We start from the raw sequence: 12,864 nt of genomic DNA, 5'->3' as shown, positions 1-12,864 counted from the left end.
GACGCGAGCGACCTTCGCCCTTACGATCCGGCGTAGGCGGTCCGGGACCGATCCTCAGCCGGCCGGGTACCTGCCAGAAGTGTAGCGGCCTCCCGGCAAAACGTGGCCTGGCGTGGTCCTTCCGCTTCTCAGGGCTCCGGCAGGTAGCGCAGGCGGGTGCCGAAGTTCACCGACATGCGGATCTCGTCCGGCGCCAGGCGCAACGGGAAATACGTACCGGATATCTGCGCATGGGCCAGGCTGGCGCCCTCCAGGCGCGCCTCGCGCAGATCCACGCCGCGCAGGTCGGCGCCGCGGAAATAGGCATCGCTGAAGTCGACGCGGGCGGCATCCAGCAGACGCAGGTCGAGGCCGCGGAAGTCGCCGCCGGCCAGGTCGATCCAGCCGTCGGCCGGCTTCTGTCGGTTGAAGCCTTCGATGTCTTCGGCGTGGAGCAGTTGGTAGAGCGGCGAGTCGAGCTGACGGGGCGAGTTCATGGGCGGCGTCCTGTGCAGAAGGCTCGCCGTGAGTATAGAAGAGCAGCGGCACGGCGCCCGCCCTGGAGGGGCGGGCGGCATGGCAGTTCGTTCAGAGACCGGGCAGGCGCTGGCGAATGCCGTCGACCAGCCCGTCGAGGCTGGCCGCGTCGTGGGTGTCTACGCGCTTGCTCTGGACCGTCTCCGCCGCTGTCAGCGGCTCGCGGGTAGCCTGCTGGGTGCGGATCACGTCGAGAGTCGCGTCGGACGGATCCTTGCCTTCCGCCTGGCGTTGCGCAAGCCAGCCGGCGATCACCGCTTCGGGCGCCTGGCAGTCGAGGATCAGGAACGGCACGCCGGTTTCTTCCGCGATGTGGCAAGCGGCCTGGCGCTGATTCTGCTTCAGGTAGGCGGCATCGATCACCACCGGATAGCCGGCCTGGAGGATCTTCGCGGCCAACTGGTGAAGGTGCGCATAGGTCGCTTCGCTGGCCTGGCTGCTATAGATGCCGGCGGCGAACTGGCCCCTGTCGTGTTCCGGCTGCTCGCCGAACAGACGCTTGCGTTCGATATCCGAGCGCAGGCGCACGGCGCCCAGAGCCTCCACCAGACGCATGGCCACCTGGCTCTTGCCGACCGCGGAGACACCATGGGTGACCGCCAGGAAGCGCGAGGGAATGGCGCTGTAGCTTTCCGCCAGGTTGGCGTAGTTGCGGTACTGGCGCAGGGTCGCGGCGCGCTGCACGGCATCGGTCTGGTAGCCGAGGCTGAACAGCGCGACCTTGGCGCGGACCATGGCGCGGTAGGCCTTGTAGAAGTTCAGCAGTTCCAGGGCCTGGTAGTCGCCGGTGTGTTCCAGATAGAGGCTGACGAAGCGTCGAGCGTGGCACTTCAGGCCGCGATCTTCCAGGTCCATCGCGAGGAAGGCGAAGTCGGCGCAGACATCGGTGAAGCGGAACGGTTCGTTGAATTCGATGCAGTCGAACAGCACTACCTTGCCGTCGATCAGCGCGGCGTTGCCCAGGTGGATGTCGCCGTGGCATTCGCGGATGAAGCCCTTCGCCTTGCGCTCCTGGAGCACCGGCAGCAGGCGTTCGAAGCTGCTTTCCGCCCAGGCTTCGAGGGCATCCAGCTGTTGCAGGTCGGCCTTGTCCTTGAGCAGCGGGCGAACCTGCTCGAAATTCTGCCGCACCGGCGCCATGCAGGACTCGGCGGTGCCCAGCGGGTGCTCCAGCGGCACCTTCGGAGTGTTCTGGTGGAAGTGCGCGATCTGCTCGGCCAGTTCGTCAATATGCTGGTTGGACAGTTCGCCGCGGCCCTGGATTGCCGCCAGCAGGTTGTCCTGCGGGAACTGGCGCATCTTCAGCAGGTATTCGATTGCCTCGCCGTCGCCGCCGATCCGCGGCGCCTCTTCGCTGCCGGTGATCGGCAGGACCTCCAGGTAGAGATCGTCGGTGAGGCGCTGGTTCAGGCGCAGCTCTTCGTTGCAATAGAAGCGGCGCTTGTCCAGGCTGGTGAAATCGAGAAAGCCGAAATCCATCGGCTTCTTGATCTTGTAGGCGTAGGGACCGGTCAACAGGACCCAGGAGATGTGCGTCTCGATGACCTCGAAGCGCTCCACCGGGTGGGGGTAGAGGGCCGGGTTCTGCAGGGCGGCGATCAGGGTCTGGCTCACGGGATATCCTTGCCTCTGAAATATGCGAAAACCCGCATTATGGCGGGAAGGGGTGACAGTGCAAACCTCGCTGGCGGATAGCAACCATTTGCCGGATCGCCGGTCGAATGCGCCGCGCTGCCGCCGCGTCTATCCACCGGGGCCGCGCAGACCGTGGATGCCGCCGATGCGGTGTCTGTCCGCTGTGGATAAAGTACGTATAATGCGCCGCCATGACGCGTCCCCGATCCCCCCGTTCCCGTAACAGCAAAGCACGCCCGGCACCCGGCCTGAACAAATGGCTCGGCTGGGCTCTCAAGCTCGGCCTCGTCGGCCTGGTGCTCCTCGCCGGCTTCGCCATCTATCTCGATGCCGTGGTGCAGGAGAAATTCTCCGGCCGGCGCTGGACCATCCCGGCGAAGGTCTATGCCCGCCCGCTGGAGCTGTTCAACGGCCTGAAGCTGAGCAGGGAAGACTTCCTGCGCGAACTCGACGCCCTCGGCTACCGTCGCGAGCCCAGCGTGAGCGGCCCTGGAACCGTATCGGTGGCGGCCAGCGCGGTCGAACTCAATACCCGTGGCTTCCAGTTCTACGAAGGCGCGGAACCGGCCCAGCGCGTGCGCGTGCGCTTCAACGGCAACTACGTCAGCGGGCTGAGCCAGGCCAACGGCAAGGAACTGGCGGTGGCGCGCCTTGAGCCGCTGCTGATCGGCGGCTTGTATCCGGCGCACCATGAGGATCGCATCCTGGTCAAGCTCGACCAGGTGCCGACCTACCTGATCGACACCCTGGTCGCGGTCGAGGATCGCGACTTCTGGAACCACCATGGTGTGTCGCTGAAGTCCGTGGCGCGGGCGGTGTGGGTCAACACCACGGCCGGCCAGTTGCGCCAGGGCGGCAGCACCCTGACCCAGCAGTTGGTGAAGAACTTCTTCCTGAGCAACGAACGCAGCCTGAGCCGCAAGATCAACGAAGCGATGATGGCGGTGCTGCTGGAGCTGCACTACGACAAGCGCGACATCCTCGAGTCCTATCTCAACGAGGTGTTCCTCGGCCAGGATGGGCAACGAGCGATCCATGGCTTCGGCCTGGCCAGCCAGTATTTCTTCAGCCAGCCGCTGGCCGAGCTCAAGCTCGACCAGGTGGCGCTGCTGGTCGGCATGGTCAAGGGACCGTCCTACTTCAACCCGCGGCGTTACCCGGATCGTGCGCTGGCGCGGCGCAACCTGGTGCTCGACGTGCTCGCCGAGCAGGGCGTGGCGACCCAGCAGGAAGTCGACGCCGCCAAGCAGCGCCCGCTCGGCGTGACCCGGCAGGGCAGCATGGCCGACAGCTCCTATCCGGCCTTCCTCGACCTGGTCAAGCGCCAGTTGCGCCAGGACTACCGCGACGAGGACCTGACCGAGGAAGGGCTGCGCATCTTCACCAGCTTCGATCCGATCCTGCAGGAGAAGGCCGAGACCTCCGTCAACGAAACGCTCAAGCGTCTCAGTGGGCGCAAGGGGGTCGACCAGGTCGAGGCGGCGATGGTCGTGACCAATCCGGAAACCGGTGAGATCCAGGCCCTGATCGGCAGTCGCGACCCGCGCTTCGCCGGCTTCAACCGGGCCCTGGACGCGGTGCGGCCGATCGGTTCGCTGATCAAGCCGGCGGTCTACCTGACCGCTCTCGAGCGGCCGAGCAAGTACACCCTGACCACCTGGGTACAGGACGAGCCCTTCGCGGTGAAAGGCCAGGACGGCCAGGTCTGGCGACCGCAGAACTACGACCGGCGCTCGCATGGCACGATCTTCCTGTACCAGGGCCTGGCAAACTCCTACAACCTGTCCACCGCCAAGCTCGGCCTCGACGTCGGTGTGCCCAACGTGCTGCAGACCGTCGCCCGGCTGGGTATCAACCGTGACTGGCCGGCCTATCCGTCGATGCTGCTGGGCGCCGGTTCGCTCAGTCCGATGGAGGTCGCCACCATGTACCAGACCATCGCCAGCGGCGGCTTCAACACGCCGTTGCGGGGGATCCGCAGCGTCCTCACTGCCGACGGCCAGCCGCTCAAGCGCTATCCGTTCCAGGTCGAACAGCGCTTCGACTCGGGCGCCGTCTACCTGGTGCAGAACGCCATGCAACGGGTCATGCGCGAAGGCACCGGGCGTTCGGTGTACAGTCAATTGCCGTCGTCGCTGACCCTCGCCGGCAAGACCGGCACCAGCAACGACTCGCGCGATAGCTGGTTCTCCGGTTTCGGCGGCGACCTCCAGGCTGTGGTCTGGCTCGGTCGCGACGACAACGGCAAGACGCCGCTTACCGGCGCCACCGGTGCCTTGCAGGTGTGGGCCAGCTTCATGCGCAAGGCGCATCCGCAATCGCTGGAAATGCCGATGCCGGAGAACGTGGTGATGGCCTGGGTCGACGCGCAGACCGGGCAGGGCTCGGCGGCGGATTGCCCGAATGCCGTACAGATGCCCTATATTCGTGGCAGCGAGCCCGCCCAGGGCCCAGGCTGCGGGAGCCAGAACCCCGCCGGCGAGGTGATGGACTGGGTACGTGGCTGGCTGAATTGATCCGAGAGGACCTGACGTGAAGAAGATTTTCGTATTCGCCGCGCTTGCCGGCAGTGCCCTGCTCGCGGGCTGTGCCAGCCCGCAGCATGGGGCGATCCCGGTGGTGGATTCCGGCACTCCGGTTTCCAACCAGGAAAGCGGCGGTTTCCGCATCACCCGTACCCAGGTACCGCGTACCCAGCAAGGCGCCGCCACCCAGGGCATTCCCCAGGGCGGCGACTCCGGCGTGGTGGTGATGGTGCCGCAGGGCGCCAATTCCGCACCGATCCAGACTTTCCCGGCGCAGTCCGGCGCCGCGCCGATCAGCAGCGCTCCGCTCGGCACCGGCACCCAGTACCAGGCTCCGCCCAGCAGCGCCTCCACGCCACCGCTGGGTGGCAGCTACAACATGCCGCCCAGCGGCGCCAGTCGTTCCGCGCCCACCGGCATTCCGGCCTCCGGCTCGGCCGGCAGCCTGGCGGCCGACGAGCAGTTGGACGGGCCGGTCCTGGCGATGCTCACAACCGCCCAGCAACAGCAGGGCAGTGGCGACCTGAACAGCGCCGCCGCCAGCCTCGAGCGAGCCCAGCGCATCGCTCCGCGCGAGCCGCAGGTGCTCTATCGCCTGGCCCAGGTGCGCCTGGCCCAGGGCGATGCGGCCCAGGCCGAGCAGGTCGCGCGCCGTGGCTTGAGCTACGCCAATGGCCGGCCGGCCTTGCAGGCCGGGCTCTGGGAACTGATCGCCCAGGCGCGGGAGAAGCAGGGAGACTCCGCCGGCGCTGCGCTGGCCCGGCAGAAGGCCAAGGTCAGCTCCTGATGGATCGACGGGTCTATGCGCTGGCCGACCAGTTGTTGCTGATCGAGCGTGAGTTGCGTGCCCTCGGCTGGTGGAGCGAAAGCAGCCCCGCCCCGGAAGCGCTGGCCAGCCCCGAGCCGTTCTGCGTGGATACGCTGGCGCTCGAGCAATGGCTGCAATGGATCTTCCTGCCACGGATGAAGCTGATTCTCGAAAGCGACAGCGCCTTGCCGCAAGCCTCGGGTATCCTGGCCATGGCCGAGGTGGCCTATGCGCAGCGTGGCGAGGAAGTCGCCGGTCTGCTGGCGGCGCTTGGCGAGTTCGACCGGCTGATCGGCGGGCCGTCATGAAGCTTCGGCAGTAAAGAAAAACCCGGCTACAGGCCGGGTTTTTCTTTGCTTCAAGCAAGGCGGAGAGCCGGGTCAGCCCCCAGCTGCGGGACGGGGCTGTGTTCGCCTCAGCGGCAATTCTCCTGGATCGCCTTTTCGGCCTTGGCGATTCGCTCCTGGCGTTCTTCCTCGCCGAGGCGACGGAGTTCGCCCTTGCCTTCGTCGACCCTTACGCGCGGGTTGTTCTTCAGTTGCGCGAGGTTGTTGCGGGTCTCTTCGCAGAACTGCTTGCGCTCGGCCTCTTCCTTCGCCACTTGCTGCTTCACCTTGTCGTCGATCGCCTTCTGCTCGGGATCGGCCGGTTTCTGCTGGATGGTCGGTGCCGGAGTCGAGGGGGGCAGGGGGAAGTTGTCCGGCGGCGGGGCGGTCTGGGTATTCACCGTGGTCGCTTGCGCACCTTGCGGCGGTTGTGCGCCGAAGTGGGTGACGCCCTCGGCGTCGACCCATTTGTAGATCGGGGCGGCCATGGCGAAAGAGGAGAGGGCGAGCAACAAGCTGGCCGGGAGGATCATGCGTCGCATGCGGAGTCCTTGGAATGCGCTAACTGCGGCTAACTATAACCAAATCCGCCAGCGCGGCATGCTGCACGGCATCACAACCGCCGCCGGAGACGGCCTCGCCGTGGCAAGTCCTCGCGGGAATCATGGGCATTTTGGAAAAGTTTGCTCTAAATCGGAATTTTCTAGCCATAAAATCTGTTTTTGGTCATTGATCAGCTTTTTTATGGAAGGGTATGGCAGCTTCCTTGGAATTTTTTTTGATAATTTTCAGAATAAAGCTTGACTTGCGTTCGACGAATGCGAAGAATCCAAGCTCGCTGTAGCGGGCCGTCTGCAACCCAGTCCCCTCTCCGGCAGACCATGAGGTGCCTACCCGCGCCGAAAGTTACACCCTGCTTCGCGTTACCTCGCGCTGGGTGGAAGAGCTCCGTAACACCAGGCGCCCTTCCAAGTTTGCTCAATCGGCAGTTGACGTAGCCGGTGACTACCGTCACCCATGCTCTGCCGGGCAGCCAACCGAATTTCGGTCGCCCGCCCCTGGGTGGCCGTATAGCGTTCTAGAGGTGAAAACGTGGAGCTTTTATCTGGCGCTGAAATGGTCGTCCGCTCGTTGCGCGACGAAGGCGTTAAGTACATCTACGGGTACCCGGGTGGTGCCCTCCTGCATATCTACGACGCGCTCTTCAAGGAGCACGACGTGACCCACATCCTGGTGCGCCACGAACAGGCGGCTACCCATATGGCCGACGGCTACGCCCGCGCCACCGGCAAGCCCGGTGTCGTGCTGGTGACTTCCGGCCCGGGCGCGACCAACGCCATCACCGGTATCGCCACCGCATACATGGACTCCATCCCGATGGTGATCCTGTCGGGCCAGGTGCCGAGCAACATGGTCGGTACCGATGCGTTCCAGGAAACCGACATGGTCGGGATCTCCCGGCCGATCGTGAAGCACAGCTTCATCATCAAGCATCCCTCGGAAATTCCCGAGGTGATCAAGAAGGCCTTCTACCTGGCGCAGTCCGGTCGTCCGGGGCCGGTGGTCGTGGATATTCCGAAGGACATGGGCGACCCGACGCAGAAATTCGAATATTCCTATCCGAAGAAGGTCAAGTTGCGTTCGTACAGCCCGGCCGTTCGCGGTCACTCGGGACAGATCCGCAAGGCCGCCGAGATGCTCCTGGCCGCCAAGCGCCCGGTGGTCTATTCCGGCGGCGGCGTGATCATGGGCAATGCCGCGGCGCCGCTGACCGAGCTGGCGCAGATGCTCAACCTGCCGGTGACCAACACCCTGATGGGCCTCGGCGGGTATCCCGGCGCGGACCGCCAGTTCCTCGGCATGCTCGGGATGCATGGCAGCTTCACCGCCAACCTGGCGATGCATCACAGCGACGTGATCCTCGCGGTCGGCGCGCGTTTCGACGACCGGGTCATCAACGGTGCGGCGAAGTTCTGCCCGAACGCCAAGATCATCCACATCGACATCGATCCGGCGTCGATTTCCAAGACCATCAAGGCCGACATCCCGATCGTCGGCCCGGTGGACAGCGTTCTCACCGAAATGGTCGCGATCGTCAGGGAAATCGGCGAGACCCCGAACCAGGATGCCCAGGCTGCCTGGTGGAAGCAGATCGACGAGTGGCGTGGTAACCGTGGGTTGTTCCCGTACGACAAGGGCGACGGCAGCATCATCAAGCCGCAGACCGTCATCGAGACGCTCTACGAGGTTACCCATGGCGATGCCTTCATCACCTCCGATGTCGGCCAGCACCAGATGTTCGCCTCGCAGTACTACAAGTTCAACAAGCCCAATCGCTGGATCAACTCCGGCGGTCTCGGCACCATGGGCTTCGGCTTCCCGGCGGCGATGGGCATCAAGCTCAACTTCCCGGACGACGATGTCGCCTGCGTGACCGGCGAGGGCAGTATCCAGATGAATATCCAGGAACTGTCTACCTGCCTGCAGTACGACCTGCCGGTGAAGATCGTCAACCTGAACAATGGTGCCCTGGGCATGGTCCGCCAGTGGCAGGACATGCAGTACAACAGCCGTTATTCGCATTCCTACATGGAATCCCTGCCGGACTTCGTCAAGCTTGCCGAAGCCTACGGGCATGTCGGCATGCGCATCACCGACCTGAAGGATCTGAAGCCGAAGATGGAGGAGGCGTTCGCCATGAAGAATCGCCTGGTCTTCCTCGACATCCAGGTGGACGCCAGCGAACACGTCTATCCGATGCAGATCCGTGACGGCGCGATGCGCGACATGTGGCTGAGCAAGACGGAGCGTACCTGATCATGCGACACATCATTTCCCTGCTGCTGGAAAACGAGCCAGGCGCATTGTCCCGCGTGGTCGGCCTGTTCTCCCAACGCAACTACAACATCGAAAGCCTGACCGTGGCGCCGACCGAGGACCCGACCCTGTCGCGTCTGACGCTGACCACCGTGGGGCACGATGAGGTGATCGAGCAGATCACCAAGAACCTCAACAAGCTGATCGAAGTGGTCAAGCTGGTGGATCTGTCGGAAAGCGCCCATATCGAGCGCGAGCTGATGCTGGTGAAGGTCAAGGCCACGGGCGCCCAGCGCGCCGAGGTCAAGCGCACCACCGATATCTTCCGTGGGCAGATCGTCGACGTCACCAGTAGCGTCTATACCGTGCAACTGGCGGGTACCAGCGACAAACTGGACAGCTTCATCCAGGCCATCGGCACTGCGTCGATCCTGGAAGTGGTCCGCAGTGGCGTCACCGGCATCGCCCGTGGCGACAAGACTCTGAGCATCTGAACTGAAAGCAGGCCCGCGAGGCCTTACTGAAGGGGAATTCCCATGCGCGTTTTCTACGATAAAGACTGTGACCTCTCGATCATCCAGGGCAAGAAAGTTGCCATCATCGGCTACGGCTCCCAGGGCCACGCCCATGCCTGCAACCTGAAGGACTCCGGCGTCGACGTCACCGTGGGCCTGCGTAGCGGCTCCGCCACCGTGGCCAAGGCCGAAGCGCACGGTCTGAAGGTTGCCGACGTGAAGACCGCCGTCGCCGCAGCCGACGTGGTCATGATCCTCACCCCGGACGAGTTCCAGGGCCGCCTGTACAAGGAAGAGATCGAGCCGAACCTGAAGAAGGGCGCCACCCTGGCCTTCGCTCACGGCTTCTCCATCCACTACAACCAGGTCGTCCCGCGCGCCGACCTCGACGTGATCATGATCGCGCCGAAGGCACCGGGTCACACCGTGCGTTCCGAGTTCGTCAAGGGCGGTGGCATCCCTGACCTGATCGCCATCTACCAGGACGCTTCCGGCAACGCCAAGAACGTCGCCCTGTCCTACGCCTGCGGCGTCGGCGGCGGTCGTACCGGTATCATCGAAACCACCTTCAAGGACGAGACCGAAACCGACCTGTTCGGTGAGCAGGCCGTTCTCTGCGGTGGTTGCGTCGAGCTGGTCAAGGCCGGTTTCGAAACCCTGGTCGAAGCCGGTTACGCGCCGGAAATGGCCTACTTCGAGTGCCTGCACGAGCTGAAGCTGATCGTCGACCTGATGTACGAAGGCGGCATCGCCAACATGAACTACTCCATCTCCAACAATGCCGAATACGGTGAGTACGTAACCGGTCCGGAGGTGATCAACGCCGAGTCCCGTGCTGCCATGCGCAACGCCCTGAAGCGCATCCAGGACGGCGAGTACGCGAAAATGTTCATTACCGAAGGTGCGGCCAACTACCCGTCGATGACTGCCTACCGCCGCAACAACGCCGCTCACCCGATCGAGCAGATCGGCGAGAAGCTGCGCGCGATGATGCCGTGGATCGCAGCCAACAAGATCGTCGACAAGAGCAAGAACTAAGCGGCTCCGGCGACAGACGAAGAAACGCGGCCCCGGCCGCGTTTTTTCGTTCTTGCCTGGCGATCTGGTATAAAGCCTGGGCCGGCGGAGTTGTCTTCCTAGTCAGAAGTGCTGTCGGCATATTCGTACCCCATCAGTTCCCAAGGAATTGTCCATGAGTGAACGTCCCGAGGAGCCGAACAAGGCCTCCGACGAAGAAAGCCTGCTGCCCATCGACGAACATATAGAAGAAGGGCACGACGCCGAAGGGCGGAAGGTTCGTCACCGCGGTATCTACCTGCTGCCCAACCTGTTCACCACGGCGGCCCTGTTTTCCGGCTTCTACGCCATCATCAATGGCATGAGCGGCCAGTTCGCCAACGCCGCCATCGCTATCTTCGTGGCCATGGTCCTCGATGGACTGGACGGCCGCGTGGCTCGCCTGACCAACACCCAGAGCGCCTTCGGCGCCGAGTATGACTCGCTGTCCGACATGGTCGCCTTCGGTGTGGCGCCGGCGCTGGTCGCCTTCGAATGGGCGCTTGGCAGCCTCGGCAAGGTCGGCTGGATGGTCGCCTTCATCTACGTTGCGGGCGCAGCCCTGCGTCTGGCTCGTTTCAACACCCAGGTCGGCAAGGCCGACAAGCGCTATTTCATCGGCCTGGCCAGTCCGGCCGCCGCGGCGCTGGTGGCGGGCACGGTATGGGCGTTCAGCGATTTCGAGATCCAGGGCGCCAAGGTTGCCTTCCTCGTCGCCCTGCTGGTCGCCGCCGCCGGTGTGCTGATGGTCAGCAACATCAAGTACCACAGCTTCAAGGATCTCGACCTGCGCGGCCGGGTGCCGTTCGTGGCGATCCTTATCGTGGTGCTGGCCTTCGCCGTGGTCTTTACCGACCCGCCGCGCATCCTCCTGTTGCTGTTCCTTGCCTACGCGGCCTCCGGTCCTGTGCAATACCTGCTGCAACTGCGTCGCCGGAAGCAGCCGAGCTGATGTAATTTCCAACGGGCTCCGTAGTCTACTGGCACAAAGCTGGTCATTGCGGAGCCCGTCATGCTGATCAAGATTCCCTCCCGTTCCGACTGTTCCGAGTCGGAAGTCACGTCCGAAACCCTCTACCTGTCCCGTCGGCGCCTGCTCGGCGCTTCCCTCGCCGGATTGGCGCTGGCCAGCGGCCTGCCACGCCTGGGCTTTGCCGACGAGCAGCGCTATGCCGGCGTCGAGTCGGTACCGGCGCCGGGCTGGTTCGCCGAAAAGCTACCGCAGACCCACTGGCAGGCGGTGAATGTCCAGGGGGAGGCGATCACGCCATTCAAGGACGCCACCCACTACAACAATTTCTACGAGTTCGGGCCGAACAAGGGCGACCCGGCGGAAAACGCCTCGGCCCTGAAGACCGAGCCCTGGTCGGTGGTGATCGACGGCGAGGTCGGCAAGCCGGGTACCTATGCCCTCGAGGATTTCGTCAAACCCTACCAACTGGAAGAGCGCATCTATCGGCTGCGCTGCGTGGAAGCCTGGTCGATGGTGATCCCTTGGCTGGGCTTTCCCCTGGCGGACCTGCTCAAGCGGGTCGAACCCAATGGGCAGGCGAAGTTCGTCCGTTTCGAAACCCTGCAGCGTCCGGAACAGATGGTCGGCCAACGCTCCGGTTTCTCGGTGATCGACTGGCCTTATATGGAAGGCTTGCGCATGGACGAGGCGATGCATCCCCTGGCAATTCTGGCGGTGGGCATGTACGGGCGGCTGTTGCCCAACCAGAATGGCGCGCCGTTGCGCCTGGTGGTGCCGTGGAAGTATGGCTTCAAGAGCATCAAGTCCATCGTGCGTATCAGTCTGGTCCGCGAGCAGCCGAAGACCACCTGGGAAAGCATTGCCGCCAACGAGTACGGGTTCTATGCCAACGTCAATCCGCAGGTCGACCACCCGCGGTGGTCCCAGGCCCGGGAGCGGCGCCTGCCCAGTGGGTTGTTCAGTCCCAATGTGCGGGATACGCAGATGTTCAATGGCTACGGGAGTGAGGTCGCTTCCCTTTATAGCGGCATGGATCTGAGGAAGTACTACTGATGCGCTACTGGTATCTGCGCCTTGCGGTATTCCTGGGGGCGTTGGCGGTGCCGGCCTGGTGGTTGTACCAAGCCTGGATCTTTGCCCTCGGACCTGACCCGGGCAAGACCCTGGTCGATCGACTGGGGCTGGGTGCCTTGGTATTGCTGCTACTCACCCTGGCGATGACGCCACTGCAGAAGCTGAGCGGCTGGCCGGGCTGGATCGCCGTGCGCCGCCAGTTGGGGTTGTGGTGCTTCACCTATGTGCTGCTGCACCTGAGCGCTTACTGCGTGTTCATCCTGGGGTTGGACTGGGGGCAGTTGGGCATCGAGTTGAGCAAGCGTCCCTACATCATCGTGGGAATGCTTGGATTCGTCTGCCTGTTCCTGTTGGCGATCACTTCCAACCGCTTCGCCATGCGCAAGCTCGGTAGCCGCTGGAAGAAGCTGCATCGCCTGGTCTACCTGATCCTTGGGCTCGGCTTGTTGCACATGCTCTGGGTGGTGCGGGCAGACCTGGAGGAGTGGACCCTGTACGCTGTGGTTGGTGCGTCGCTCATGCTGCTGCGGCTACCCTCGATCGCTCGCCGCCTGCCCAGGCTTCGAACTCGTCACGGTGTTTCGTAATAAAAGTTTCAAATAAGTGTTGACGCCAGTTT

Annotated in this window: 13 protein-coding genes; 10 read left to right on the top strand and 3 right to left on the bottom strand. The window is 63.8% G+C overall.

Features of this window, described 5'->3' with window-relative positions; translation table 11 throughout:
- Positions 1–128 precede the first annotated feature (128 nt).
- Together ACYAF3_RS06795 and ACYAF3_RS06790 are read right to left on the bottom strand one after the other, a co-directional pair.
- Positions 129–476: a pentapeptide repeat-containing protein gene (locus ACYAF3_RS06795; RefSeq protein WP_003095090.1), complete on the bottom strand. Its 348-nt coding sequence runs from the start codon at positions 474–476 to the stop codon at positions 129–131.
- Positions 477–567: 91 nt separating this feature from the next.
- Positions 568–2,130 (bottom strand): bifunctional aminoglycoside phosphotransferase/ATP-binding protein, encoded by a 1,563-nt coding sequence (locus ACYAF3_RS06790; protein WP_010793748.1) that lies wholly within the window; start codon positions 2,128–2,130, stop codon positions 568–570.
- A gap of 212 nt (positions 2,131–2,342) precedes the next feature.
- Between ACYAF3_RS06790 and mrcB the strand changes: the two genes are divergently transcribed.
- From mrcB to ACYAF3_RS06775, 3 genes are read left to right on the top strand one after another with little or no spacing between them, the layout of a single operon-like run.
- On the top strand, positions 2,343–4,667 hold the full coding sequence (gene mrcB, locus ACYAF3_RS06785; protein WP_003111352.1) for a penicillin-binding protein 1B: 2,325 nt from the start codon (positions 2,343–2,345) through the stop codon (positions 4,665–4,667).
- 16 nt (positions 4,668–4,683) lie between these two features.
- Entirely contained in the window at positions 4,684–5,463 is a 780-nt protein-coding gene (gene lpoP, locus ACYAF3_RS06780; RefSeq protein WP_003116066.1) for a penicillin-binding protein activator LpoP, read from the top strand.
- Positions 5,463–5,792 carry a YqcC family protein gene (locus ACYAF3_RS06775; RefSeq protein WP_003111351.1) on the top strand — a complete coding sequence of 110 codons (330 nt, stop codon included), beginning with the start codon at positions 5,463–5,465 and terminating at the stop codon, positions 5,790–5,792. The genes lpoP and ACYAF3_RS06775 overlap by 1 nt, the downstream gene beginning before the upstream one ends.
- Before the next feature lie 107 nt (positions 5,793–5,899).
- On the opposite strand, the gene ACYAF3_RS06770 is transcribed toward ACYAF3_RS06775, so the two are convergent.
- The gene (locus ACYAF3_RS06770) at positions 5,900–6,352 is read right to left on the bottom strand and encodes a DUF4124 domain-containing protein (RefSeq protein ID WP_003095076.1); all 453 of its coding nucleotides are present in this window, start codon (positions 6,350–6,352) and stop codon (positions 5,900–5,902) included.
- Here ACYAF3_RS06770 and ACYAF3_RS06765 point away from each other — a divergent pair.
- The 7 genes from ACYAF3_RS06765 (at position 6,342) to msrQ (ending at position 12,832) form a co-directional block, all read left to right on the top strand.
- Positions 6,342–6,614 carry a hypothetical protein gene (locus ACYAF3_RS06765; protein WP_152934532.1) on the top strand — a complete coding sequence of 91 codons (273 nt, stop codon included), beginning with the start codon at positions 6,342–6,344 and terminating at the stop codon, positions 6,612–6,614. The genes ACYAF3_RS06770 and ACYAF3_RS06765 overlap by 11 nt on opposite strands.
- 288 nt (positions 6,615–6,902) lie before the next feature.
- Positions 6,903–8,627, top strand: a complete 1,725-nt coding sequence (locus ACYAF3_RS06760; protein ID WP_003095071.1) for an acetolactate synthase 3 large subunit — start codon at positions 6,903–6,905, stop codon at positions 8,625–8,627.
- A gap of 2 nt (positions 8,628–8,629) precedes the next feature.
- Positions 8,630–9,121 (top strand): acetolactate synthase small subunit, encoded by a 492-nt coding sequence (ilvN, locus tag ACYAF3_RS06755; RefSeq protein ID WP_003095069.1) that lies wholly within the window; start codon positions 8,630–8,632, stop codon positions 9,119–9,121.
- A 42-nt stretch (positions 9,122–9,163) separates the two neighbouring features.
- Positions 9,164–10,180, top strand: a complete 1,017-nt coding sequence (gene ilvC, locus ACYAF3_RS06750; protein WP_003095066.1) for a ketol-acid reductoisomerase — start codon at positions 9,164–9,166, stop codon at positions 10,178–10,180.
- Positions 10,181–10,334: 154 nt separating this feature from the next.
- Positions 10,335–11,150, top strand: coding sequence for a CDP-diacylglycerol--serine O-phosphatidyltransferase (pssA, locus tag ACYAF3_RS06745; RefSeq protein WP_003095061.1), 816 nt, complete (start codon positions 10,335–10,337; stop codon positions 11,148–11,150).
- Positions 11,151–11,210: 60 nt separating this feature from the next.
- Positions 11,211–12,224: a protein-methionine-sulfoxide reductase catalytic subunit MsrP gene (gene msrP, locus ACYAF3_RS06740; RefSeq protein ID WP_031755652.1), complete on the top strand. Its 1,014-nt coding sequence runs from the start codon at positions 11,211–11,213 to the stop codon at positions 12,222–12,224.
- Complete coding sequence (msrQ, locus tag ACYAF3_RS06735; protein WP_016253925.1) at positions 12,224–12,832, top strand: protein-methionine-sulfoxide reductase heme-binding subunit MsrQ; 609 nt, start codon at positions 12,224–12,226, stop codon at positions 12,830–12,832. Before msrP ends, msrQ begins: the two co-directional genes overlap by 1 nt.
- Positions 12,833–12,864: the final 32 nt, after the last annotated feature.

The organism is Pseudomonas sp. TZ252 (assembly GCF_056110345.1).
Note: the sequence above shows the minus strand (reverse complement) of the source record. Positions and strands in the feature narration are given on the sequence as shown.

What these genes read in the sequence shown, in the direction of transcription:
- ACYAF3_RS06795 (WP_003095090.1), bottom strand. Translation starts at nt 476, where the DNA reads ATGAACTCGCCCCGTCAGCTCGACTCGCCGCTCTACCAACTGCTCCAC.
- mrcB (WP_003111352.1), top strand. Translation starts at nt 2,343, where the DNA reads ATGACGCGTCCCCGATCCCCCCGTTCCCGTAACAGCAAAGCACGCCCG.
- ACYAF3_RS06775 (WP_003111351.1), top strand. Translation starts at nt 5,463, where the DNA reads ATGGATCGACGGGTCTATGCGCTGGCCGACCAGTTGTTGCTGATCGAG.
- ACYAF3_RS06765 (WP_152934532.1), top strand. Translation starts at nt 6,342, where the DNA reads ATGCGTCGCATGCGGAGTCCTTGGAATGCGCTAACTGCGGCTAACTAT.
- ACYAF3_RS06770 (WP_003095076.1), bottom strand. Translation starts at nt 6,352, where the DNA reads ATGCGACGCATGATCCTCCCGGCCAGCTTGTTGCTCGCCCTCTCCTCT.
- ilvN (WP_003095069.1), top strand. Translation starts at nt 8,630, where the DNA reads ATGCGACACATCATTTCCCTGCTGCTGGAAAACGAGCCAGGCGCATTG.
- ilvC (WP_003095066.1), top strand. Translation starts at nt 9,164, where the DNA reads ATGCGCGTTTTCTACGATAAAGACTGTGACCTCTCGATCATCCAGGGC.
- pssA (WP_003095061.1), top strand. Translation starts at nt 10,335, where the DNA reads ATGAGTGAACGTCCCGAGGAGCCGAACAAGGCCTCCGACGAAGAAAGC.
- msrP (WP_031755652.1), top strand. Translation starts at nt 11,211, where the DNA reads ATGCTGATCAAGATTCCCTCCCGTTCCGACTGTTCCGAGTCGGAAGTC.
- msrQ (WP_016253925.1), top strand. Translation starts at nt 12,224, where the DNA reads ATGCGCTACTGGTATCTGCGCCTTGCGGTATTCCTGGGGGCGTTGGCG.